Below are 22,965 nucleotides of genomic sequence, written 5' to 3'. Positions count from 1 at the left end.
TCCTTCCAGTCGCCTATGATTTCTGCTTTTTTGGCTGGCCGAAGACGTAGTCCGTCACCTTCGGCAGGAAGATGTCGGAACGATACGTCCGCGGTTTCTCACCGACAGAGCTGCCGGTGTTCAGGATGCCCGCCTGATAGTCGTCGGCAAACAGGCTGTAGGGATAGGGCGCATCGATGGCGCTGGCCGCATCGAGGGCGGCGCGCTGGTCGGCGGCCAACTCGAAATCGAGAGAAGCGAGATTGTCGTCCAGCTGTTCGAGCCGGCTCGCACCGATGATCGCCGCGGCAACGCCTGGACGGTTGACGACCCAATTGAGCGCCACCTGCGCCATGCTACGCCCGACCTGCGCAGCTGTTTCCTCAAGAGCGGCGACAATGCGGGCATTACGCTCGTTGAAAAGTCCCAGGCCCGTGCCGGAGGCATCCAGCGCAAGGCGCCCCGCCTGCGCGCCGGAGCGGTACTTGCCGGACAGGAGCCCCATGGCAAGCGGGCTCCAGGCGGTTATGCCGAGCCCGAGCGTTTCGGCGAGTGCAACGAATTCGTGCTCGATACTGCGTTCGACCAGCGAATATGGAAGCTGCAGGCTGATCGGCAACGACAGTGCATGGGCCTCCGCCCAGGTCTGCGCTCGCGCCGCATACCAGCCGGGTACGTCGGAAAGGCCCGCATGCCGGATCTTTCCCGTACGCACGAGATCATCGAGCGTGCGCATCACTTCCTCTACAGGGGTCATGCGATCCCAGGTGTGAAGGAGGTAGAGATCGATATAATCCGTCTTCAGGCGCTTCAGCGAGGCATCGACCGCGCGCATGATGTTCTTGCGACCGTTGCCGCCCGCATTCGGATTGCCAGGCGAGACATTGTTCGAGAACTTCGTGGCGATGACCATCCGGTCGCGAAGCCCGGCTTCAGCAACGAAATTGCCGACGAGGCTCTCGCTCATGCCTCCGGCATAGGAATCTGCCGTATCGATGAAGTTGCCGCCCGCTTCGACATAGCGATTGAAGATCGCGCGGGCCGTCGCCTCGTCACTGCCCCAAGAGCCGCCAATACCGCGTATACCAGCGTTGCCGAAGGTCATGGTACCGAGCGCAAGGCGGCTCACCCGCAATCCGGAGCGGCCGAGGAGGTAATAGTGATCAAGCGACATCGTCGATCCCTGTTTCTGTCAGAAGAGCCCGGCTACATGCCGCCCGTATAGGGGCGACGCGCGGTACTCTGCTGCACGTAATTGATCATGGTGATGAAGTCGAAGACCGGCCGGCCGGTCGCCGCCTGCACGGCATGGGCATAGGGCGGTAGGTCGCTGCACTCAAGCAGGATCGAGCGGACATCGGGATTATCCTCCACGAGACGCCGCGCCACCTCCGTTACTTCCCGCTCGATTGCCGCAGAATCAAGTGTTCCGCGTTCTTCGAGAATGGCCTCGCGAAACTCCGTCTGCCCCTCCATGCCGGCAATGGCCAGTGGTACATGGTCCGCGACATTGCAGGCCGCGAAGTGACGCGGGGTCAACCGTGCGGCATTCGCGGTGATGACACCGACCCGCCCGCCGCACAGCGCATGCATGAAGGGAATCTGCATCAGACTGGAAAGGAAGACCGGAACCTCGACCGCTGCCGCAACCTCTTCCTGGAAATAGGCCATGAAGCCGCAGGCGCCCGTGATTGCCTTGACGCCGCGGTTCTGGAGTTCGACGGCAGCCTCGATGAAGACCTCTTTCAAAGCGGGATCGCGCTGGTTGAGCAGACGGTCGATCGACGCGCCTCGCACCTCCTGGAAGCGAACGGGATACTCATAGGTCGTCGCGTTGCCGACATTGCCGGGTACGCAGGGATAGGCGGCGTCAAGGATCAGGATGCCAATCTGTTCGCCATACCACGACTGCGTCTTTCGCGTGACCGTATAGACAGTCATCGTTATCGTCTCCGATTGCCATGTCAGGGGAATGCGGGAGAGTGCCCTCTCCCGCCTCTTGGTTTATTACTCGACGAGGCGCGGCGCACCCGTATCCGCCGCAGTGCCATCCAGGCCGTAGGACTTGAGGATGGTGACGACCGTGCCGTCCGCATGCATTTCGGCTATCGAGGCGTCCAGCGCGACGCCCAGTTCCTTCGCATTCAGCGAATAGGGGAAAGCCGCCTGCGCCGCTTCCTTCGTTGCCTTCACGCGTTCGTCGGGAGCGGCAACGTTGACCTTGACATCACCCAGCGCGTCCTTCTGTTCGGCGACGACGCCGGTCGAGTAGCCATCGACCGCAACATCGATGCGGCCCGAGTTCAGGTCCTGCTGCATATTGACGGAGTTCGGATAGAGCTTCAGCGAGTCGCCGAGCATTGCCTTGAGGTCGGCGACCCAGAGATAGCCCTGCACCGTACCAACCTGCTTGCCTTCGAGATCGGCGACGGTCTTGAAACCTTCCTTTGAATAGATGCCCATCTGGTCGGTATAGAGCGGAGCGGAAAGGCTCATCACCTTCGCGCGCTCAGCGGTGCGATACCAGTCGCCGGTAGTGATATCAGCCTGGCCTGAGAGCACGTACTGGATGGCGGCTGCCGGATCGACAGCGATCGCCTTTACCTTCAGGCATTCGCGCTTGGCGAATTCGGCGGCGATGTCGCCGTCGATACCCTTCATGTTGCCGCTGTCGTCGACGAAGGAATGCGGTATGTAGGTCGTGACTGCTACCGTCAGCGTACCGGCTTCAACCGTGGTGAACTGATGCTTTGGCGTGCAATCCTGCGCGGACGCGATTCCAGCCGAGAGCGCGAGACCGGCAATGCCGGCGAGAAGGAACTGCATCGTGGTCTTCATCATTCGGGGCATGGAGGCATCCTTTCAGGTTGGGTTCAACGGTGGGCGTAAAGGCCCGCACGTTTCTCGACGTGGTTGACGAGCAGGGCGGCGGGGATGGAGATGCTGGCGTAGAGCACGCCGGCGGAGAGCAGAGCCGGGAAGTAGCGGAAGGTCGTGGAGCCGATCTCATAGGCACGGCTCACCAGCTCCGGCAGTGCGATGGTGAAGCAGAGCGACGTGCCCTGGAAGATCAGGATAGAGAAGCCGAGCAGTGCGGGAAGCGCCACCCGAAGGCCTTGTGGCAGGAGCACGTAGCGCAGCTCGTCAACCCGGTTGAGGCCGAGTGCTTCGGCCGCCTCCCGCTGGCCATGAGCGACGGATTGCAGGCTGGCGCGGATGATCTCGCTGGTATAGGCGCCAGTGTTCCAGGCGAGCGCAATAATTGCGGCTGAGTAGGAGCCAAGCGTCAGCCCGGTCGTCGGCAGGCCGAAATAGATGAATTGCAGAAGCACCAGCGCCGGCGCGCCGCGGCCGATCTCAACCAGGAAGAGGCTGAAGCCCTTCAGCACGCGGCTTTTCGCAAGTACGCCCAATGCCAGGAGCAGGCCGAAGGGGATACCGATCAGCAAGCTGAGAGCCGTCACCTGCAGGCTGATCGACAATCCGCCGAGAAGGTCCGGCAGCCAGGCGGAGATCTCGTCAAAGCTCGGAAACATCAACGCGCTACCTTCGTCTGGAGATAAGCGTCGGCGACGCGCGAGAGCCATGCGATTGGAAGGCTCAGGAGCACGTAGAACAGCCCGACCAGCGCAAAAACCTCAAGGCCGCGATAGGTCAGCTGCGACAGCTGATTGCCCTGGTACGCAAGCTCCGCTACGCCGATGGTCGAGGCGACCGCGGTCTCCTTCATGAGGCCAATAAGGTAGCTTGCCGCCGAAGGCAGCGCGACGCGGAAGGCCTGCGGCGCGACGATGTCGCGCAAGGTCGACCAGCGGCCGAGATCGAGCGCGGCAGAGGCCTCGAACTGGCCATGGTGGATGGATGCGACCGCACCACGGTAGATCTCCGCCATATTCGCTGTTGCGATCAGCCCGAGGCCCACCAGCGCGGCGTTGAACGGGCTGATCGGCATCACACCCATGCCGAGGCCAAAGAAGATGATGAAGAGCCAGAGGATCGGCGGGATCGCGCGGACGATCTGGATGACGACCATGGCGAGGAAGCGCAACGGCGAAAGCCGGCTCTGACGCGCTGCAAGCAGCGGTACGCCGAGCACAGCGCCAATGAGGAACGCGCCGGCCGTGAGCGCGATCGTCCAGGTGAGGCCGCGCAGGAGGGGCAACAGGTCCGTCAGGCTCATCGATCGTGCACCGCGCGGAGGAAGCGTTTCGTCCGCTCCTGCTGCGGATTGCGCATCACCTCCTTGGACGGTCCCTTCTCGACGATATGGCCGTCGGCCATGATCATGACCGTATCGGAGACGTTCTCGGCGAAGCCCATTTCATGGGTCACGACGATCATGGTCATGCCGCTTTCGGCAAGCTCGCGCATGACGGCGAGAACCTCAAGACCGAGCTCAGGATCGAGCGCCGAAGTCGGCTCGTCGAACAGCATGATATCCGGATCAAGCGCCAGCGAGCGCGCAATAGCGATGCGCTGCTGCTGGCCGCCCGAACACCGCACCGGATATTGCTCAGCCTTGTCATCGAGGCCGACGCGTTTGAGGAGTTGCATGGAACGCTCATCGGCCTCCTTGCGGCTGCGGCCAAGGACACGCTCCTGGGCAAGGCTGACATTGCGCAGCACAGACATATGCGGGAAGAGATTGAACGATTGGAACACCATGCCAACCCGCCGGCGCAGGGCGGAGAGTTCGGCACGCCCAACAGCGCGCGCTGCATCAATGGTCGTCGATCCGATCGAGATCATCCCGCCATCCGGCCGCTCGAGGTAGTTGATGCAACGCAGGAGCGTGCTCTTGCCCGAACCGCTTGGCCCTATGATGGCAAGCACCTCCCCCGAACGCACCTCGAGGTCGATGCCGTCGAGGACGGTGTGCGTTCCATAGTGTTTGCTCAAGGACTTGAGACGAATGAGCACGTTGTCCGAAGCGGCAGTCATCTCGGGCTGCACCTCGCTCGATGCGGCACGAGGTCGATCTTCGCCTCCGATGTAGAGGATGGCACCGTCCATATCATCTGATCCCCCATGCGACTGCAGTCCGCGCGCCGCTTTGCGGGCTGGTTGTTCGCGTAAACCGCTTTCGTGTAAGTTGGCCGTCGGAATTCCGGTTCTGGCCGCGTTCCCGTTGTTCTTATGAGGAATGTTAGCATTCTGCCGTGCGCTGAGCAGGGCGAAAAAATTGCCGACTTGCCAAACTTGAAGTTATGTTAACCGCAAAAGGAAGACGGCGGGCCGTCATTCAGATGGTCACACGGACACTGCACCACGCAAGCTGGATGCCCACGGAAACGCCGAAGATGCCGGCGTCGATGACGATGGCCTAAGAGATAGTGTTGTCAGTCATGGTGGTGTCTTGATGAAGCGGTCAAGGCTCTTCCCAGCGACCGCTGTCGGCGGAGTGGAACAATGCGCCGATCGCATTTATGTTGGCGACTGCATCCTACAGACACGAATCAAGCCGGTTGCAGATGAGGACTGATTCGGGAAGGCATCGGCCTGCTCGCGGCACTGGTCGACCGGCTAAACTGACAGCACCACAGACCCGCATGGCCACATAACTTGCACAGTATGGTTTGCTGCAAACCCGGCGCGCTTCAAGGCTTTCCAAATGGTCCTGACCTTAGCCAAACTGATAGAAGCTGAACCTGGCCGAATGAATCCATCCCTAAACAATGTTGCCGCGATGGACACCATCACCTCAGTGACAGCTTGCGTCGTCAACGAGTTGGGCGGTTCCATCGTGCCCCGCATCGCGGCGCTCGACGGCAGCGCCCTCATCGTCGCCCCCTTTGGTGATCCACCAGTCCCCCGACAAATTGGCTTGTTGCAGCGTCCTCAGAACCGTCGATCGGCACTGGTTGAGGAGTTGCACTCGCATTTGGCGGCGGCAAGCGGTGATTACCGTGTGCCGGATTACAGATAGGGAGACGGAGAAAGCTCTTGATGGAATGTGAACTTGATTGCCCTACGCCCGCTTCCCAAAAGGTGTTCAATACGCATGACTCATTTTTGTATGCCACGTAGGATAGCCGGCACTCTAACGTTGGCGCCGGCTATCACGATCTGCCAGTTATCGCAGCGTTTCCTGCCCCTTATCCGCATCGAGGATAGCATCAACCGAGATCATGTCAGGCATTTTGAGGCCTTTCGCTCCACCGCGTGTCGCAAGCAAAAACACCAAGTAAACCACACAAATCGCGAACATGATCGCAACATAGGACCATGGCTTAGCAAACGACGCATCACGGAAGATCGCCAGCTCGAACACGAGCCAGAGAATCGCCACAATGAGAACCGGGGTTTCCCATGCGCCGAGACGGAAGCCCTGGCTCGGCGGCAGGTTGTTCCGCTGGAACGCGTAGATCAGCACCGTCACCGCGTAGATGATCGCCGGGAGCAGCGTCGCCGCCGAGAACAACGCAAACAGCGCGTCGGTCTGCTTGGCGAACAATGCCAGGATGACCTGGCCAACGACCGCCATGAACACGGTCGCGTTTACGGGCGTCTTCAGCGAGGGGCTGATCCGATGCCACAGCTGCCAGCCGGGGAAGCGCTCGTCGCGGGACATTGCCCAGACGAGGCGCGTGCCGCTCAGCAGAATCACGAGGCCGCAGGAGAAGATCGAGATGACGACCAGCACGAGCAGCAGGTTGCCGAGAACAGGACCGAGAACGCGGTTGATAACGTCGGCGATCGGTGTCGCAGAACCGCTGAGCGCGGTTGGGTCGCCGAGCAGGGCCGTAATGGCGATGAGGAACAGCATGCCGATGATGCCGAGGCTGAGGACGGCCTGCCACATGGCCTTTGGAACGACGCGAGCTGGATCGCGGGTTTCCTCGGCGAGGTTCGCAGCGGATTCGAAACCGACGATGGTGAATGCACCAAGCAGCGTACCCATGATCCAGGGACCGGCGCTCGTCAACGTACCGAAGGAATAGTAGCCTTCCTGCGCGACGCCTGCGGTGCTGAAAAGGTTCGAGAAATTGAGCTCGTTATTGTACGCGCCGACAGCAAACAGCAGCACGACGAGACCGATCATGCCGACGAGCTGGATGGTCACGGCGACGGAGTTGAATTTTTGGGTGAATTTTGTCGAGAAGGCGATCATGACAGCCTGCGCGATGATCACGATGCTGGTGATCCACCAGGCGTTCTCGGCAGTTCCCTCATAGCTGAGTAGGACCGGAAGGACGGTCGAGGCGATCGTATAGTCGACCGCAACAAGCACCACGGCGAGGAAGGTAAACCCGATCCAGCCCATGATCCAGCCGAAGACCGGGTTGGTGAGACGCGATGCCCATTGGTAGATATAGCCTGTTACCGGAATACGGGCGGCAAGCGAACCGATGATCAGTGCGACCATGAGCTGGCCGATGACAACGACGGGCCAAGTCCAGATGCCCATCGGGCCAGAACTCGAGAGCATCGCGCCATAGGCGGTGAAGATCCCCGTGGCAATCGAGACGAAGCCGAACGCAACCGCAAAAGACTGGAACGGCGTGACGTCCCGCTTGAGATGGTCGTGATCGGTTTGCCCCGGCGCGGAGCCGGAAGTGGACAATGTAGTCATTGGATTCCCCTGTTTCTTGCCCAGTTACGTCGGTTAAGCGAACTCGTGTTCGACATCGCTCCAGAGGCTGACGCGACGCCCCTTGGATTCAAAAAACTCCATCTCCCGCTTGACGCCGGCACTTTCCTGCCAGCCGGGGCCGTCAATCACGAAGATCTCGTCCATGGCTTCCATGAAGACCTGGTCGATCGGCGCCCACAGCTTGCCGATACCTGCCTTGTCGAAATCAGACAGGTGGCCGTTGATCGGGTGGGACATGGAAATCTGACTGAAGACGGTGGACCCGCTCCGCGCGATCTTGGCGGCGATCGCATTCGCCTCGTTGAACCTGCGGTCGACAACGTCACGATCGGCATGACCGTACGGGCCTGCGAGAAAGATTTTTCGCATGCTGCATAAACTCCTGATTTTAAGCGTTCAGTGGTGCGTCAGTCGCGCCAGCCGCGCGATCGTTCGACGGCTTTTTTGAACAACGCGTGGTGTGCTTCGGTGACCGATCCGTCGGGCTCGTAGCGCGTGCTCCTGGCGCGGGCTGCGGTAACGTCAAGACCACAGAGCTCCGCAAGCCCAAGGGCCGTCAGTTCGTGCATCGAGGGAACGGTAATGGTGCGATTGCTGGCCGATGCGAGGAACTGGGCAAAATATGCGCTTTGCGAGAGCCCGCCATCGATCGAGATACTGGGACCAAGGTCCGTGACATCGGAGGCGGCCTTGATCAGTCCAACTGTGAGCATCGCGATGCCTTCCAGGACGGCGCGGACGAGGTCTCTCCGATCCGTGGCATGGTCCATGCCGATAAACATCGGAGCAGCGGTTCGATCCCAGTAAGGGGCTGCAAGACCGGAAAGCGCCGGGACGAAGATGATCCCGCGGCTCAAAGCTGACGGGCCTTCAAACACGCCCAGCTCTTCCAATGCAGAATAAAGGCCGATGTTTCTGGCCCACTCGAGCGCTGATCCCGCGTCGTAGACGCCGCCTTCGATGGCAAAGGCCGTGCCGCTGTCCTTCAATGCCCAGGCGACGGTCGGAAGCAGTTCTGAGCGCGGCGGGCGTTCGCTGCCGCTGACAGCGAGCAGGAATGCCCCCGTTCCAAACGTTATCTTGCAGTCGCCGGGCGCACGGCATCCATGACCGAATAGGGCCGCCTGCTGGTCCACGATGGAGGCCTTCACGGGAATGCCGTTGATCTGGCCGAAATCGTCGTTGACGTTCGCGATGCGCGGGAGGCATTCCTTGGGAACGCCGTGCAGGGCGCAAAGCTCATCGCTCCACATACCCGTCGCGAGATCAAGGAGACCGGTGCGCGAAGCCGTCGCAAGATCGGTGGCGAACACGCCCGCCAGGGAGTCGAGGAAGAATGCGTCGGTCGTTCCGAGGCGAAGGCGGCCTGCTTTGTAGGCTTCCTCGATGCTCGGAACATGACGGAGGAGCCAGGCGAGCTTACTGGCTGAGAAATACGGATCAAGCGGAAGACCGCAGATGCGCTTGGAGATTTCCTCAGCGTCGCTCCCCAGATCGGCAAGATACTTCGCCGTTCGGGAATCCTGCCACACGATCACGGGAGAAAGCGCTTCCTTGGTCTCGGCATCCCATGCCAGGCAGCTCTCACCCTGGTTTGCGATGGCGACCGCATCGACCCTCCCGGCCGCATCCAGAACGGTGACGATATTCTTTAGAAGCTCGTGCGGATCATGCTCGACCCAGCCCGCGAATGGATGATCCTGACCATGCTTGCGGCTGGCGACGATCTTCCATTCGCCCCCGTCTTCCACGACCAGGCATCGGGTTGATGTGGTTCCTTGGTCAATTGATGCGACGCGCATTCACTCTTCCTCGCTGAAGCTGAAGTGGACGCTTTGCGCGTCAGTCGAATTTTTGGGCCGTGGGACAATGATCCGGCTTTCCGGCCGCCACGTTTCTTTGCGTTGCCAGACCTCGCGTCCATCGATGGCCAATGAGAGGCTCCCCTTGGCCCTGCGCCGAAAGCGCAGTTGAAAATCCTTCAAGCCGCCAGGGAGCACTGCTCCATTCCGCAGAAGGTTCGGCACGACAAGCTTGATCGGATCGTCGTAAGTGACCTTGATCGGAGCCGCCTTCGAGGCGTTGCCGAGAAGGTCCGCAGCGAGGGCCGTTCCAATAGCCCTGCCCTCGCGGAATGCCCATCCACCGGTCTCGACGGCTCGGAGCACGTTTCCCGCCGCAAAGTAGCGAGGGTTTTCGCAGCGGCCATCCTGATCGACTGCCGGACCGGCGCTACCCCAATCGACGGCAAGCCCGGATGTGAGGAACAGCGAGGCCTCGGGCGTGAACCCACCGGAAAATAGAACGCCGTCACATTCGACTGTTTCGACGATATCGCCATGCTGGATCCTTACGGCCTCGACGCGGCCGCGGCCGAGAATATCGACGACCTGCGCACCGCGGTGGAACGGAATACCCATCAGCGACGGGAACCAGTTCAGCGGCCCGCGCACCAGGGAATGTGATCTCGGCTCAAGAACCGCGGCGGGACGCGCACCATGGCTGAGGCATGTCCAGATCGCGGAGAACGTCACGAGTTCCGATCCAACAATGACGGGGCGTTTGAATGGCATCATATTGTGGAAGGCGACATAGGATTGCAAAGTGCCTGTCGTTACGACGCCGACCGGACGATCGCCCGTCACGAGTCGTGCGGCGCGCGTCGTTTCCCGCACCCCGGTCGTCACAAGCACACGCTGGGTTGACAGGGTCTGGAGACCATCGGGGTTCGTGACAAGAAGTTCGCCGTCTTCTCCAAGTCGGGCAACAGAGTGGCCATAGCGGAGGTCGATGCCGTACTTGGCGATTTCCTGTTCCAGGCGACGGCCATACGCAGCGCCAAAATAAACGCGGCCGAACTCGAACATTCCGAAGGGTGAATGGCTGCAGTGCCGCGTCGCGCCGCCAAGGTAACGCTCTCTCTCAAGGAGAGTGATCTTCCCAACGCCGGCCTTGCGCATCGCAATTGCGGCCGCGACGCCAGAAGGACCTCCGCCGATAATGATAACGTCGGACTGGCTCATTTGCCGCCCTCCTGATCGACCGCAAGCGGTGTAGCGAGACAGCCCTTGCTGATTTCGGCAAGCTTGGCGTTGCAGTAGAAGCCTTGGCAGCATCCCATCCCTGCGCGCGTGCGCCGCCGCAGGCCACCGAAATCGCCAGGCGGAAGCGGGCTGCTCAGTGTCGCTTCGATCTCGCGGCGTGTGACCATCTCGCAGTGGCAGACGATGTCGCCGTGGTTTTCGGCTTGCCAGTCCCGCGATCTGCTCTCGGCAAGATTTGGCATGCACACCTTCGGTGTCGCCTTGGAGGAGAACTCGCCGCGGTCTGCGCCACCATGCAGGTTCAGAGCATGTTGCGCGAGACCGAGAGCGGAACTGAGCCCGGTGGATCGAATGCCGCCAAGGGTAATCGCATTGTGCTCGGCGCGATGGATGACCCGGTATTCCTTCTTCTCCGTTGCGGGACGCAGACCCGCATAGACCGCCGTGACCGGAATGTGGGCCAGACCGGGGACAAGCTTGCTTCCAAGCGCGACGAGAGCCTCGAGTGTGTCGTGTTCGACCGTAGCCCGGATGCGATCGTCCTGTTCTTCGGCGGTGGGACCGACCAGGATGTTGCCGAATGCCGTGGGACAGACAACGACCCCCTTGGTGATTTCGTTCGGCACGGGGAGAATGATCGTCTTCAACTGGCGCGATGCCGCCTTGTCGAGGACGACGAATTGACCTTTGCGAGGCTTTATCTGGAATTCGGACTGGAAACCCAGACAGGTATCAACGTGGTCGCCGAATAGACCGGCTGCGTTGACTACCCATTTTGACCTGATGCCGCCCTGGTTGGTTTCGAGCCGCCACTCTCCGTCGAATGCCCCTGCCCGCACCTCGCACTGGCGCAGGACGGTTGCCCCAAGGGCAATTGCTTGGTTGACGTAGGCAAGGGGTGCAGACCACGGATCGATGACGTGTTCGTCAAGAACATGAAGTGCCGCAACCAAATTGTCTGCCAATCCGGGCTCGACAGTTCGCGCTTCTGCGGAGGTCAACAACCGGAGACGGTCGACCCCGTTCTGGCGACCCTGCTCGGCGATCCCTTCGAGTTTCAATGCTTCATCGGCAGTCCAGGCGCAAACAAGAGCGCTTGTTTCGACCAGGGGTAAATTCATGTCCTGATGGATATCGAGGTATTCCTGTCGCCCGGCCTGAACCAATGCGAGTTCGAGGCTTCCGTTCGGCGCATCGAAACCCGTGTGAAGGATCGCGCTGTTTGCTTTGGAAGCCCCCGAAAGAATGTCCGAGCCCTTCTCGATGAGCGCGACTTTCGCGCCCGCGAGAGCGAACCGCCGGGCAACCGCACAGCCGACGATGCCTGCACCGATGATCGCGACGTCGAAAAACTCACTACCGGATAGTTGCGATTGTGCGTTCACAACATAAATTCCTACCGTTTGGGCGATTTATGACCGAACGGTAACAATAAGCGTATCATTCTGTAAAGTGGGAATCCGCGCGAACCGCACAGCCGACCACTTTCGCGTTGAATCGACGTCGATTTTTCGTATCTGGACTCTTTGCATCTCGGCCATTCGGTCGCTATATGTGGAGATATTGTTGCGCTTTTTGACCGTTCGGGCATTTAGCGGCAATGCGTTTAGGCGCTATCGGAGAGGTTCACTAGTGCGTCCACACGAGCGTCACGAGGAAATAATCCGGCTTGTTACTCGTCGAGGAGAGGTCAGCGTGGACCAACTTGCTGAGGAGCTCACGGTCTCCCGCGAGACGATCCGCAGGGATCTTGTCGGCCTCGACGAGTTAGGCAGGATTCAGAAATTCCATGGCGGTGCTAAGCTCCGCTCCATCGCTGCGACCGAGATGGGTGGCGAAGGCCCATTTGCCGCGCGCATGGCGGAAAACCTCCCGGCCAAACGCCAGATCGCAAAGGCGGCCGCGAGCCTTCTCTCCCCAGGTGACAGTCTTTTCATCGATACGGGGACAACGACGGTTCTGTTCGCCGAAGCCATCGCCGGATTGTCAGGTCTGACAGTGATCACGAACAGCATCCGCATCGCTTCGCTCGTATCTGCCGGCGGTGAAAACAAAGTCTTCCTGATCGGTGGTGCGTTCAGCATGGACGCGTCGGAGACAGTAGGCTCGTTAGCGGTCGAGCAGATTGGCCGCTTTCGAGCGCGCCACGCGTTCCTGACCGTCGGCGCCATCGACGGAACTGGCCTACTGGACTTCGACGAGGCAGAAACGCAGATCGCCCGAGCGATGATCGAGCGGGTCGAGACGGTGACGGTGCTCGCTGATGCCTCGAAATTCAACAAGCGCGGGATATTCGAGGTTACCGGCTGGGATCAAATTGGCCGCCTCGTCACAGACACCGAACCACCGCCAAACATCACTCAGGCCATTGAAGCGGCCGGTGCTTCCTCCATCATCACAACCCGATATTGATCGTTCCCAAAAACGCTTTTCTAAATCGACATCGCTGCGAAATAGGCTCTTGAAGAGTATCGACATGATCACTAAGCAATCCATGTGCTTAGGATCAGGACCCTAGGTTGAAAACGGCTGAGCATCTGCCTCAGTTGATCATTTTGAACCCGGAGCTTCACTACCAGTTGGGACCGTAGTTCCCAGATCTCACGGCCTAGCGCCCGAACTGGATCTGGTTCATTTGGCGCCGCTTGCACCGCCAAGGCGATTGCCCGTTCCGCATCCCTGACAAGACCCCACGCGTCCGCCTTGACCTTCCTTTGGGTCGTCGGCGGGGCCCTATCCTGCTGATTTTGCCGTTCGGCGCCTATGACGACCACAGCGCGATCCCGGGCCAAGCTGGAGGCTTCGTCAGCCGGCATGGGGTCAGGCACCTCTGCCGCCATTGATGGCGGTGGCTCCTGACGATCGATCACCGGCTTCGCCCTTGCCAGCTTGCAACGCGACCGATGGTTTCGGTTCAGGTGCGGACTCGCCCCCTATCAATACTTCAGCAGCGATGGAATTGGCTCCAGGTCCCTCGACCTCGTTGGGGATCTCGGTGAGGCTGGCTTGGCCAACGTCATGCTGATCCGCAGTCTTTCCCCGAAACAGCAATCCGGCGAGAAGTTTCCAGGGCGACTTTGCTACCGCTTTTCAACTCCACTCTTGTCGTACGCTCCGGTAACCCACTGGGCAGCGGAGACGAAGATGCCCGTTGTCAGCGGTCGAGCAGCACCGCACTGAAGAGGAGGGTCGGCCTGGCAGCCGACCAATCCTCCGGCATCATGTCAGTCAAGACCGAGTCGCTGGCGAAGACTAGCATTCTCCTCGCGGAGCTTTTCCGCAAGTAGCTTCCGCAGTCGCTGGTTTTCCTGCTCGAGTTGAAACAGATCCTCCATCTCCTCATCAGCCGCTGCGATAGGCGAGACCGCCTGCGTAGCGGGTTCAACAATCGACTCGACAGCAGCCTTGGCTTTGCGTCCGCCACGGCGAGCAGATGGCTTCACCTCGGCTGCGATGTTCTTGCTATCCCTTTTCGCCCGCGTTTTCTTAACAGCAGGCGCGTCGACCAAAGCATCAGAAGCTACAGTTTCCCGCGCTGCCTTCTTGGCTCGCAGGCCACGCTTCTTGATCTCAGGCGGCTTCGGCAAGGCAGTTTCGGGTTCGGTGGACGCCTGTTCGGTCATGCTCGTGTCATCGGCCATCTGTTCCTCCACTGCCATGATTGACGTTGTCTTTTGCTGCAAATCTGCTGTTAACGTGGGTGCATGCGATACCTCGTGCATCTCCGCATCTGAATCAACGCGAAGCGCACCAGCCCTGAGTGCTTCCACCTCGCCGTCGTGCTCGGCAAACCGGCGCAAATCGACGTTGCCCCAAATCGAATTGGATTCCGGCGTGGGTTTTCGACGCGCACCCTTGTGCTCAACGACGAAGTTCTTTTGTGGCTTTTTCAAATGTTCGAGGCTCCAGGTGCACTCATTTGGTCATGCGCAAAGAGACATGTATCGAACAGAAATGCAAACTCCGCCCCGGCACAAGATGAGGCTAGCCGTAGACAGTGGCGCTGCCGAGCATGAATGGTTGCGAGTATACCAGCCGATCCGTAAGATCTGCCAGTGGCGCGGTGCCGCTTGTTTCAAGAAGACAGTATGGCGACGGGTACCGTCAAGTTTTTCAATCAGGACAAGGGCTTTGGTTTTATCACCCCCGACAATGGTGGTGTTGATAGGGTTCGAACAATCGCTTCATCAATTCATGTTAAGGCTAGGTTTTTTACTTCAAAAGTTTCTACATCCGCAACGATGCAAGGGCGTTATGTCGCCTCCAAACAGCGCTTCAACAGTTTCGTTGAGAACTGAATCTCATCTTCATTCGATGCAGCAAAGCCGACAAGAAGCGCCTTTCGCGGCGATATCCGGTTTGCGTAATAGTAGGACAGTTGTTCGACGCCGAGATTGTTGTGCCGGCAGCGGATCAGGAGCGCATCCTCATCGACCGACTGATCCCTGTAATAGCAAAGATTGTAAAACCCCGATGCGAATTCGGGCGGTTCGAAAATATCGGCAAAATCCGACCGCAGGATTTGCAGGAGCCGGTTCTGTCGTTTGGCGTAGATACGGCGCATCCTGTGCAGATGACGAACATAGTGGCCGTCTTCGATAAGGCGGCCAACGATCTGCTCGGTAAATTGCGGCAGTGCCCTGTAGCGAACCTGAATCAGCCGGCGGCATTTTTCCGCAAGCGCCTTCGGCATGATCATGTAGCCGACGCGCAGCGATTGCAGCAGCGTCATACTGAAGGCACCGACATAAATGACTTGGCCAGCTTGATCGAGCGCTTTCAGGGGCGGAATGGGGCCGCCCCGATAGCGGAACTCGCTGCCCAGATCGTCCTCGATGATCAGCGTACCGCGATCGGCCGCCCAATGCAGCATTTCCAGCTTGCGCTTCATCGGCATCGCGATGGTCATGGGCTGCTGTTTGGCAGCCGTGACGAAGGCGAGCTTGACGTCGCGGTTGACGACCGTGTGCGGATCCGGCCCCGATGCATCGACGTACATCGGCTCGATCTTGCAGTCGGAAGATTGGAAAATAGACCGAATCGCCGCCATGCCCGGCTCCTCGAACGCGACCGTGTCGCCAGGATCGAGCAGCAATTCAGCGAGAAGCGTGACTGCATGATGCGCGCCAAGTGTCGTCACCACCTCCTCAGGCTCGCATCGAATACCGCGACTGACGGCGATATGACGGGCGATCTGCTCTTCGAGCAGGGAGGGACGTAAGATCTCGCGGTAATTGACGATACGGAAGTCGCCTTCCGCATAGACTTCTTTCGTCAGCCGCGACCAGATATCCACCGGAAACAGCCGGTGGTCGGGCGTTGCCATATGCAGATGCTGCGAGCCGTCATTCAAGGTCAGCGAGGTGCGCCATGTCAGCGCCTGCCCTCGCCGGGAAAGCATATCTTCGAAGCGATCCGGGGGAGTATCCTTGCCGTTGACGGAAGCATCGAATGGTCGAGTTTGGCGACGTGGAACGGTTTCCACATAGGTGCCGCTGCCTCGCACGGAGTTGAGATAACCCTCGGCGACGAGCTGGTCGATCGCTGTCACAACGGTGAAGCGGGATATCCCGAGGCTTTCCGAGAGAACACGTGTAGAGGGGATGCGCGTCCCGCCGGAAATCGCGCCCGAAAGAATCATTTCCCGTAACCCGGCATAGAGCTGAAGGTACAGCGGGCGATCGCTTTCGGTATCGAGTATCAATCCATCCAGACTGGAGCCGTCGATCGTGCGGGCGATGGCATCTCTCCTTGCGCGTATGCCAGCCGTAAAGTGGACTGGTCATTTTCGTGATTTCTGGACATGTATACAGTATTCTTACTGACTAATATCCACCCCGGATCAAGCAATCACGGTCTGCGGGCCGGCCGCGGGCCAAGCCATTTCAGCCGGTCGGGGAACTATCGATGGATGAATTGAACTATCTCTCCAGCCTCGTTGCAAAAGGCCGGATGTCGCGTCGCGACTTTCTCGGCCGCAGCGTCGTGTTCGGCCTGGGCCTTGTTGCCGCGGAGTCCCTGCTGTCTACCGCCGCAAGGGCTGAAGGGCCGGTGCGCGGCGGAACAATCAAGATCGGCATGCAGGGCGGCGCATCAACCGACAGCCTCGACCCGGGGCTTGCCACAAATCAGGTCACGGCGATGATCAATCATTTGTGGGGCGAGACTCTTGTCTGGCTGGCGCCGGATGGTTCGCCGATTCCGGTTCTTGCAGAAGAATGGAGCGCCTCGCCGGATGCCAAGACCTGGACTTTCACGATCCGCAAGGGCGTGCAGTTCCACGACGGTAGGACATTGAAACCGGACGACGTCGTTGCCACAATCGAACGTCATTCGGATGAAAGCGCAAAATCCGGGGCGCTCGGCATTCTCAAAGGCATCGAAACGGTCAAGGCGGACGGCGACGCCGTCGTCTTCACCCTCAAGGAAGCCAATGCCGACATGCCCTTTCTGATGATCGACTATCATCTGGTGATCCAGCCGAACGGCGGAAAGGACAATCCTGAAGCCGCAATCGGCACCGGACCTTACAAACTTGCCGGCAGCGAGGCGGGCGTCCGCTACAACGCGACCCGCTTTGAAAACTATTGGGCCAGCGATAGCGTTGGTTTCGTCGAGCAGGTGGAGATCGTTGTCATCAACGACGCCACGGCGCGCATCGCCGCCATGCAGAGCGGCCAGGTGCATATGATCAACCGGATCGAGCCGAAAACCGTCGCACTACTTAAGAATATGCCGAGGGTCACGATCCGCAACGTATCCGGTCGCGGCTTCTACCCGTTCAACATGTTCTGCGACACGGCACCCTTCGATAACAAGGACCTGCGCCTCGCCCTCAAATACGCGATGGATCGCGAGACGATGATCGAACGCATTCTGCAAGGCTACGGCTCGGTCGGCAACGATGCCCCCATCAACAAGGCCTATCCGCTCTACGAGGCGATCGAACAGCGCGCCTACGATCCCGAGAAAGCGGCTTTCCACTTCAAGAAGTCCGGACACAGCGGCGCCGTCGTGCTGCGCACCTCGGAAGTCGCGTTTCCAGGTGCGGTCGATGCTGCGGTTCTTTATCAGGAAAGCGCCAAGAAAGCCGGCATCGAGATCGACGTCAAGCGCGAACCCGGCGACGGTTACTGGTCGAATGTCTGGAATGTGCAACCTTTCTCGACCTCCTATTGGGGCGGGCGGCCGACACAAGACCAGATGTATTCCACCGGTTACATCTCGTCGGCGGACTGGAACGATACCCGCTTCAGGAATGAGCGCTTCGATAAACTCGTGATCGCCGCGCGTGCGGAACTGGACGAGACGAAGCGGCGGGCGATGTATCGGGATGTGTCGGAGATGATGCGCGACGAGGGCGGACTGATTGCGCCAATGTTCAACGACTTTATCGACGGCGTCGGCGAAAACATCCGGGGCTGGGTGGACAATCCCGCCGGCGAGCTCATGAACGGCGACGCACCGCTGCGGTGCTGGCTCAGCGCCTGACCAAAGCCTCGGATCGAACGCCCCGTCATTGGGCGGCGCGTGATGCCATGCAAGGATATGGAAATGCCGCTTCGTAACAAACTCCTGCTGATCATTCTTGACGGCCAGCCCTGGCGCAACGCGCGCCGGCTGATGGGCAATCTGGAAGGCTGGGTGGCGGCTGGCGAGGCGCGTGTGTGGAAGATGCGCTCCGTTCTGCCGTCGACATCCGCATCGTGCTACGCATCGATCCACACCGGCGTGGCGCCGCAGGTACACGGAGTTCTTTCAAACGAGACACTTTTCCGCATTGTGCAGCCCGATGTTTTCTCCGAAGTGGCAAGGGGCGGCGGCAGGACCGGCGCCGTTGCTCATTCCTTCTGGTCGACTTTCTTTCAGCGCGCGCCCTTCGACATGGTGCGCGACATCGAATACGACGACGTGGAAGGGCCCATTCATCATGGCCGGTTCCACACCATGGCCGGCTACAATCACCAAAACCAGATGACACCCAGCGACCTCGATCTCTTCGCGACGCTGACCATGCTCACCGAACGCCACAACATCGACTACGGCGTCCTGCACACCTGCACGCTCGACAGCATGGGGCATCGTTACGGCCATGATTGTTCGCAGATGGATCACGCCTGCTTTACCATCGACGCCCAGCTCGCGGCCTTCCTGCCACGGTGGCGTAAGAACGGCTACGAAATCATCGTCACCGCCGATCACGGCCAGACCAATCGCGGCCACCACGGCGGCCACGATGAAGAGATGCAGGATTTCGCCTTCTACTGGTTTGGCGGCGGCGAAGGCCCTTCGCCGGACACCCTCCTCGAACAGTTGCAACTGGCTCCGACCGTGTTGTCACGCCTGGGCGTGCCGCAACCTGAGAGCATGACATTCAGGGCTTTCCTGACCTAGCTCTCAGCCATAGGCACAGCGCCTCAGGCCTTAGGTCAAACGGAGATCCTCGATCGAAAAACCCTCCTCATCCGCGAGATCGCGGATGAGGCCTTCGACAATGTTGACGTAGTCCAAGCGCCTCGCCGACGGCCACTCATCCGGTATCCATTGCTACGCTGTGGTCGCCGTCTCCGACGGCACCGTCGAGGTCACTCCGTCCGCGTATGGCACCTACCAAGCGATGGGTTGGTTGCGGAAATCGACGAAATGAACGCCACGAGCGCCCGAGCGAACGATCAATGTTTCGACAACTCCGGCGGCGCTTGTTTCTATGTCAAGCGGCGCCTCGCCGCCGCCCATCTCGGTGCGCACCCATCCCGGCGATATGGTGATATAGGTTCGCCCGTCTGCTTTTCTGACCGCGAAACTCTTCATCATCTGATTGAGAGCCGCCTTGCTGGCACGATAAATCTCCCACCCCCCGCCGGCGTTGTCGTTGATGCTGCCCATGCCCGAAGACATCGCTGCGACAACGCCGTCGGGAGCGACCAGGTCATGAAGCGCACCAAGAACGCGCAGAGGAGAAAGCGCGTTCGTGACCATGACGTCCACGAAGTCCTGCGTCGATATGGATTCCACCGCGATCGTGGGATCAATGGCAACGCCCGCATTGACGAACAACACGTCAAGCGATCGCTCCGAGAGCTTCTTCCGAAGAACCCTTATGTCGTCGGGTACGTTGATGTCCATATGGGCGATGGAAACCGGACCTTCGTCGACAAGGGGTTTCAATATGCTGCGGCCATGCTCGTTGCGCACGGTCGCGATCACCTCCCATCCCCGTGACATGAAAGCGTGAACCAGCCCAAGCCCCAACCCTCGCGAGGCGCCGACGACGAGGGCGACCTTACGATCCGTCATCTTCAACCCCGCCCCAGGCCGCCGAAACAGGCGTATTTCAGTTCCACATATTCCTCGATGCCGTACTTGGAGCCCTCTCGACCAAAACCGCTTTCCTTGATGCCGCCGAAGGGCGCGAGCTCGGTGGAGATCAGTCCTTCGTTGATACCAACCATGCCGAATTGCAACTCTTCGAGTACATGCCAGATCCGGTTGATGTCGCGTGCGTAGAAATAGGCCATCAGGCCGTAGCGTGTGTCGTTGGCGAGGCGGATAACCTCCGCGTCATCCCTGAAGCGGAAGACCGGTGCAACTGGGCCGAAGGCCTCTTCCTGCGCGAGCCGCATCGATGACTGCATGCCGCTCAGCACCGTCGGCTCGAACCAGGTGCCGCCAAGCGCGTGCGCCTTCCCGCCGGTTTCGACGCGGGCGCCGTGGTCCACGGCGTCGCCGATCAGCTCCGCCACCTTCGCTACGGCCTTACCATTGATGAGCGGCCCCTGCACCACTTCCCGCGCAGCACCATCTCCCACCTTCAGCCTGGCAACCTCTTCGGTCAGCTTCGCCACGAAGGCATCGTGGATGCCGTCCTGCACGTAGATGCGGTTGGTGCAGACGCAGGTCTGGCCGGAATTGCGGAATTTCGAGGCGATGGCGCCGGCGACGGCGAGATCGAGGTCCGCATCGTCGAAGACGATGAAGGGAGCATTGCCGCCGAGTTCCAACGACAGTTTTTTGAGCGTGTCGGCGCATTGCCGCATCAGGAGCTTGCCGACAGCGGTTGAGCCGGTGAAGGAGAGTTTTCGGATGACCGGATGTTCGCAGAGCAGGCGACCGATGCCGGCGGAATCCGTCGAAGGTACGATGTTGAGGACGCCGGCCGGAATGCCCGCCTGTCGGGCCAGCTCGGCCATGGCCAGCGCCGTCAGCGGCGTTTCCTCCGAAGGTTTGACGACCATGGTGCAGCCGGCGGCGAGTGCGGCGGCCGCCTTGCGGGTGATCATCGCCAAGGGAAAATTCCAGGGCGTGATGGCGGCGCAGACGCCGATCGGCTGTTTCAGCACCACGAAACGCCGGTCGCGCCCGGCCGAGGGGATAACGTCGCCGTAGACGCGCTTGGCCTCTTCGGAAAACCAGTCGACGAAGGAAGCGCCGAACGCCACCTCGCCGCGGGCTTCGTAGAGCGGCTTGCCCTGCTCGGCGGTGATCAGCCGGGCAAGGTCTTCCGTATGTGCGGTGATCAGGTCGAACCAGGCGCGCAGCAACTTGGCTCGTTCCTTGGCCGGGCGCTTGCGCCAGTCCACCTGAGCGTGTTCGGCCGCAAGGATGGCGCGTTCGACATCGGCGGCCGTGAGATCGGCGACGCGGGCGAGAACCTCGCCCGTCGCCGGATTGCGCACTTCGAAGGTCGTGCCCCCATCCGCACACACCCACTCACCATCGATGAAGGCGCGATCATGCAGCAGCGCGAGCGTCATTGCCCGGCCTCCACCTTTTCCAGCGCCGCCCGAAGGCTGTCCTTGAGGATGGCGATGCCTTCGTCGAGATGGTCGAAGGGGATGGTCAGCGGCGTCAGCACACGCACGACATTGCCATGCACGCCGCAGGAGAGCAGCAGCAGGCCTTTTTCGGCGGCGGTGTGGGTGATGGCCTTCACCAATTCCGGCCAGGGCTGGCGCGTCTCGCGGTCACGCACGAACTCGATCGCCACCATGGCGCCGAGGCCGCGCACCTCGCCGATGCAGGCAAACTCGTTGCCCTCCTGCCAGTCCTTGAAGACCGCCTTCAGCCGGCTGCCGACCTCGTTGGCACGGTCGATCAGCTTTTCGTCCTCGATGATCTCCATCACGGCGAGCGATGCCGCGCAGGACAGCGGATTGCCGGCGAAGGTGGAGCCGACGCCGCCCATTGGGATCTTGTCCATGATATCGGCGCGGCCGGTGACGGCGGCGATCGGAAAACCGCCGCCGAGCCCCTTGGCCATGGTGACGATATCGGCGGCGACGCCGGCATGTTCCATCGCGAACATTTTCCCCGTGCGGGCAAAACCCGTCTGGATTTCGTCGGCGATCAGCAGGATACCGTGTTTGTCGCAGATCTCACGCAGCGTGCGCAGGAAGGCAACGGGCGCGGGATAGAAACCGCCCTCGCCCTGCACCGGCTCGACGAAAATGCCGGCGACGCGCGTCGGATCGACCTCCGAGCGGAAGAAGCGGTCGAGCGCAGTTAGCGATTCCTGCTCGGAAATGCCGTGATAGGGGATCGGGAACGGCAGGTGGAAGACATCAGGCACCAGCGGGCCGAAGCCGGCTTTGTAAGGCGTGGTCTTGCCGGTCAGCGTCATCGCCATCAGCGTGCGGCCGTGGAAGGCGCCGGAAAAGGCGACGAAGGCCGACCGGCCGGTCGCGGCGCGGGCAATCTTGGCAGCGTTTTCGATGGCTTCAGCGCCGGTGGAGACGAGAAACGTCTTCTTTGGGAAGTCGCCGGGCACCAGCGCGTTCAGCTTCTCGCAGACCGTGACATAGTCGATATAGGGCGTGGTCTGGAACGAGGTGTGGGTGACCTTGTCGAGTTGGTTGCGCACGCGCTCGACCACTTTCGGATGGCGATGACCCGTGTTGTTAACGGCAATACCGGCGGCAAAATCGATGTAGCGCTTGCCTTCGACGTCCCACAGTTCGGCGTTTTCCGCCTTCTCGATATAGACGTCGAGATGTTTCGACAGGCCAGCCGGAATAGCGGCAGCGCGCCGCGCCGTGAAGGCAGCGTTCGTGGACATGGATGTCTCCTTGGACAGTTTGTTATGGTGCGGCGCTATCGCGGCGCTTCAAGATGGCCGGCCCCGTCCCGGATGGACGGGACCGGCTCGTCAACTCCTAGACGGTCGCCTTAGCGCGGCGGGCATCCCGCTCGAGCTTCCAGTCGACGCATTCCTGCGAGCAGTAGATGCTGCCATCGTGCGTCTTCTTGCGGCTGGAATCCTCTTCCGAGGCTTCATAGATCAAGACGCCGCAATTGGCGCATTTGGTGTAGCTTTCGATGTAAAGCCCGTTCAGCGAAAACTTCATGGTC

The 22,965-nt window shown here is 60.3% G+C and carries 21 protein-coding genes and 1 pseudogene; 5 read left to right on the top strand and 17 right to left on the bottom strand.

What is annotated here, in order from left to right:
* Positions 1-13: 13 nt before the first annotated feature.
* The 6 genes from BSY16_RS24995 to BSY16_RS24970 all read right to left on the bottom strand — a co-directional run bounded on the left by BSY16_RS24995 (position 14) and on the right by BSY16_RS24970 (position 4,920).
* Positions 14-1,153, bottom strand: a complete 1,140-nt coding sequence (locus BSY16_RS24995; protein WP_069062507.1) for an aldo/keto reductase — start codon at positions 1,151-1,153, stop codon at positions 14-16.
* Positions 1,154-1,185: 32 nt separating this feature from the next.
* Positions 1,186-1,920 (bottom strand): aspartate/glutamate racemase family protein, encoded by a 735-nt coding sequence (locus BSY16_RS24990; protein WP_069062506.1) that lies wholly within the window; start codon positions 1,918-1,920, stop codon positions 1,186-1,188.
* A 66-nt stretch (positions 1,921-1,986) separates the two neighbouring features.
* A complete protein-coding gene (locus tag BSY16_RS24985; RefSeq protein WP_069062505.1) occupies positions 1,987-2,829 on the bottom strand; it encodes a substrate-binding periplasmic protein in 843 nt (280 codons plus the stop codon).
* 23 nt (positions 2,830-2,852) lie between these two features.
* Positions 2,853-3,515, bottom strand: a complete 663-nt coding sequence (locus tag BSY16_RS24980; RefSeq protein WP_069062504.1) for an amino acid ABC transporter permease — start codon at positions 3,513-3,515, stop codon at positions 2,853-2,855.
* Positions 3,515-4,159 (bottom strand): amino acid ABC transporter permease, encoded by a 645-nt coding sequence (locus tag BSY16_RS24975; protein ID WP_069062503.1) that lies wholly within the window; start codon positions 4,157-4,159, stop codon positions 3,515-3,517. The genes BSY16_RS24980 and BSY16_RS24975 overlap by 1 nt, the downstream gene beginning before the upstream one ends.
* Entirely contained in the window at positions 4,156-4,920 is a 765-nt protein-coding gene (locus BSY16_RS24970; RefSeq protein WP_069063692.1) for an amino acid ABC transporter ATP-binding protein, read from the bottom strand. Before BSY16_RS24970 ends, BSY16_RS24975 begins: the two co-directional genes overlap by 4 nt.
* Positions 4,921-5,590: 670 nt before the next feature.
* On the opposite strand from BSY16_RS24970, the gene BSY16_RS24965 reads away from it, so the two are divergent.
* Positions 5,591-5,905: a LysR substrate-binding domain-containing protein gene (locus BSY16_RS24965; RefSeq protein WP_069062502.1), complete on the top strand. Its 315-nt coding sequence runs from the start codon at positions 5,591-5,593 to the stop codon at positions 5,903-5,905.
* Between the two features lie 147 nt (positions 5,906-6,052).
* Here the strand turns inward: BSY16_RS24965 and BSY16_RS24960 are convergent, their stop codons facing one another.
* The 5 genes from BSY16_RS24960 to BSY16_RS24940 are packed head-to-tail and all read right to left on the bottom strand — an operon-like array spanning position 6,053 to position 12,002.
* A complete protein-coding gene (locus tag BSY16_RS24960; RefSeq protein ID WP_069062501.1) occupies positions 6,053-7,552 on the bottom strand; it encodes an amino acid permease in 1,500 nt (499 codons plus the stop codon).
* A gap of 33 nt (positions 7,553-7,585) precedes the next feature.
* Positions 7,586-7,942: a DUF1937 family protein gene (locus tag BSY16_RS24955; protein WP_069062500.1), complete on the bottom strand. Its 357-nt coding sequence runs from the start codon at positions 7,940-7,942 to the stop codon at positions 7,586-7,588.
* Between the two features lie 38 nt (positions 7,943-7,980).
* Positions 7,981-9,375 carry an FGGY family carbohydrate kinase gene (locus tag BSY16_RS24950; RefSeq protein ID WP_069062499.1) on the bottom strand — a complete coding sequence of 465 codons (1,395 nt, stop codon included), beginning with the start codon at positions 9,373-9,375 and terminating at the stop codon, positions 7,981-7,983.
* The gene (locus BSY16_RS24945) at positions 9,376-10,596 is read right to left on the bottom strand and encodes an NAD(P)/FAD-dependent oxidoreductase (protein WP_069062498.1); all 1,221 of its coding nucleotides are present in this window, start codon (positions 10,594-10,596) and stop codon (positions 9,376-9,378) included.
* Positions 10,593-12,002, bottom strand: coding sequence for an NAD(P)/FAD-dependent oxidoreductase (locus BSY16_RS24940; RefSeq protein WP_069062497.1), 1,410 nt, complete (start codon positions 12,000-12,002; stop codon positions 10,593-10,595). The genes BSY16_RS24945 and BSY16_RS24940 overlap by 4 nt, the downstream gene beginning before the upstream one ends.
* A gap of 310 nt (positions 12,003-12,312) precedes the next feature.
* Between BSY16_RS24940 and BSY16_RS24935 the strand changes: the two genes are divergently transcribed.
* A complete protein-coding gene (locus tag BSY16_RS24935; RefSeq protein ID WP_286157340.1) occupies positions 12,313-13,029 on the top strand; it encodes a DeoR/GlpR family DNA-binding transcription regulator in 717 nt (238 codons plus the stop codon).
* An 812-nt stretch (positions 13,030-13,841) separates the two neighbouring features.
* Here BSY16_RS24935 and BSY16_RS24925 read toward each other — a convergent pair.
* A complete protein-coding gene (locus BSY16_RS24925) occupies positions 13,842-14,510 on the bottom strand; it encodes an MreC domain-containing protein (protein WP_069062494.1) in 669 nt (222 codons plus the stop codon).
* A 195-nt stretch (positions 14,511-14,705) separates the two neighbouring features.
* Between BSY16_RS24925 and BSY16_RS31735 the strand changes: the two are divergent.
* Positions 14,706-14,783, top strand: a pseudogene (locus tag BSY16_RS31735) (cold-shock protein); the annotation flags it as partial.
* Positions 14,784-14,869: 86 nt separating this feature from the next.
* Here BSY16_RS31735 and pdxR read toward each other — a convergent pair.
* The gene (pdxR, locus tag BSY16_RS24920) at positions 14,870-16,321 is read right to left on the bottom strand and encodes a MocR-like pyridoxine biosynthesis transcription factor PdxR (RefSeq protein WP_069062493.1); all 1,452 of its coding nucleotides are present in this window, start codon (positions 16,319-16,321) and stop codon (positions 14,870-14,872) included.
* A 203-nt stretch (positions 16,322-16,524) separates the two neighbouring features.
* On the opposite strand from pdxR, the gene BSY16_RS24915 reads away from it, so the two are divergent.
* On the top strand, positions 16,525-18,108 hold the full coding sequence (locus tag BSY16_RS24915) for an ABC transporter substrate-binding protein (protein WP_069062492.1): 1,584 nt from the start codon (positions 16,525-16,527) through the stop codon (positions 18,106-18,108).
* 63 nt (positions 18,109-18,171) lie between these two features.
* Positions 18,172-19,011 (top strand): alkaline phosphatase family protein, encoded by an 840-nt coding sequence (locus BSY16_RS24910; RefSeq protein WP_069063691.1) that lies wholly within the window; start codon positions 18,172-18,174, stop codon positions 19,009-19,011.
* Between the two features lie 213 nt (positions 19,012-19,224).
* Here BSY16_RS24910 and BSY16_RS24905 read toward each other — a convergent pair whose 3' ends face one another.
* The 4 genes from BSY16_RS24905 to BSY16_RS24890 form a co-directional block, all read right to left on the bottom strand.
* Positions 19,225-19,914 (bottom strand): SDR family NAD(P)-dependent oxidoreductase, encoded by a 690-nt coding sequence (locus BSY16_RS24905; RefSeq protein WP_069062491.1) that lies wholly within the window; start codon positions 19,912-19,914, stop codon positions 19,225-19,227.
* 2 nt (positions 19,915-19,916) lie between these two features.
* Positions 19,917-21,371: an NAD-dependent succinate-semialdehyde dehydrogenase gene (locus tag BSY16_RS24900; protein WP_069062490.1), complete on the bottom strand. Its 1,455-nt coding sequence runs from the start codon at positions 21,369-21,371 to the stop codon at positions 19,917-19,919.
* Complete coding sequence (gabT, locus tag BSY16_RS24895; protein ID WP_069062489.1) at positions 21,368-22,672, bottom strand: 4-aminobutyrate--2-oxoglutarate transaminase; 1,305 nt, start codon at positions 22,670-22,672, stop codon at positions 21,368-21,370. The genes BSY16_RS24900 and gabT overlap by 4 nt, the downstream gene beginning before the upstream one ends.
* Before the next feature lie 97 nt (positions 22,673-22,769).
* Positions 22,770-22,961, bottom strand: coding sequence for a hypothetical protein (locus BSY16_RS24890; RefSeq protein ID WP_069062488.1), 192 nt, complete (start codon positions 22,959-22,961; stop codon positions 22,770-22,772).
* Between the last annotated feature and the right edge of the window lie 4 nt (positions 22,962-22,965).

It is taken from the genome of Sinorhizobium sp. RAC02 (genome assembly GCF_001713395.1).
GTDB lineage: Bacteria > Pseudomonadota > Alphaproteobacteria > Rhizobiales > Rhizobiaceae > Shinella.
Note: the sequence above shows the minus strand (reverse complement) of the source record. Positions and strands in the feature narration are given on the sequence as shown.

What these genes read in the sequence shown, in the direction of transcription:
- BSY16_RS24995 (WP_069062507.1), bottom strand. Translation starts at nt 1,153, where the DNA reads ATGTCGCTTGATCACTATTACCTCCTCGGCCGCTCCGGATTGCGGGTG.
- BSY16_RS24990 (WP_069062506.1), bottom strand. Translation starts at nt 1,920, where the DNA reads ATGACTGTCTATACGGTCACGCGAAAGACGCAGTCGTGGTATGGCGAA.
- BSY16_RS24985 (WP_069062505.1), bottom strand. Translation starts at nt 2,829, where the DNA reads ATGCCCCGAATGATGAAGACCACGATGCAGTTCCTTCTCGCCGGCATT.
- BSY16_RS24980 (WP_069062504.1), bottom strand. Translation starts at nt 3,515, where the DNA reads ATGTTTCCGAGCTTTGACGAGATCTCCGCCTGGCTGCCGGACCTTCTC.
- BSY16_RS24975 (WP_069062503.1), bottom strand. Translation starts at nt 4,159, where the DNA reads ATGAGCCTGACGGACCTGTTGCCCCTCCTGCGCGGCCTCACCTGGACG.
- BSY16_RS24970 (WP_069063692.1), bottom strand. Translation starts at nt 4,920, where the DNA reads ATGACTGCCGCTTCGGACAACGTGCTCATTCGTCTCAAGTCCTTGAGC.
- BSY16_RS24965 (WP_069062502.1), top strand. Translation starts at nt 5,591, where the DNA reads ATGGTCCTGACCTTAGCCAAACTGATAGAAGCTGAACCTGGCCGAATG.
- BSY16_RS24960 (WP_069062501.1), bottom strand. Translation starts at nt 7,552, where the DNA reads ATGACTACATTGTCCACTTCCGGCTCCGCGCCGGGGCAAACCGATCAC.
- BSY16_RS24955 (WP_069062500.1), bottom strand. Translation starts at nt 7,942, where the DNA reads ATGCGAAAAATCTTTCTCGCAGGCCCGTACGGTCATGCCGATCGTGAC.
- BSY16_RS24950 (WP_069062499.1), bottom strand. Translation starts at nt 9,375, where the DNA reads ATGCGCGTCGCATCAATTGACCAAGGAACCACATCAACCCGATGCCTG.
- BSY16_RS24945 (WP_069062498.1), bottom strand. Translation starts at nt 10,596, where the DNA reads ATGAGCCAGTCCGACGTTATCATTATCGGCGGAGGTCCTTCTGGCGTC.
- BSY16_RS24915 (WP_069062492.1), top strand. Translation starts at nt 16,525, where the DNA reads ATGGATGAATTGAACTATCTCTCCAGCCTCGTTGCAAAAGGCCGGATG.
- BSY16_RS24910 (WP_069063691.1), top strand. Translation starts at nt 18,172, where the DNA reads ATGCCGCTTCGTAACAAACTCCTGCTGATCATTCTTGACGGCCAGCCC.
- BSY16_RS24905 (WP_069062491.1), bottom strand. Translation starts at nt 19,914, where the DNA reads ATGACGGATCGTAAGGTCGCCCTCGTCGTCGGCGCCTCGCGAGGGTTG.
- BSY16_RS24900 (WP_069062490.1), bottom strand. Translation starts at nt 21,371, where the DNA reads ATGACGCTCGCGCTGCTGCATGATCGCGCCTTCATCGATGGTGAGTGG.
- gabT (WP_069062489.1), bottom strand. Translation starts at nt 22,672, where the DNA reads ATGTCCACGAACGCTGCCTTCACGGCGCGGCGCGCTGCCGCTATTCCG.
- BSY16_RS24890 (WP_069062488.1), bottom strand. Translation starts at nt 22,961, where the DNA reads ATGAAGTTTTCGCTGAACGGGCTTTACATCGAAAGCTACACCAAATGC.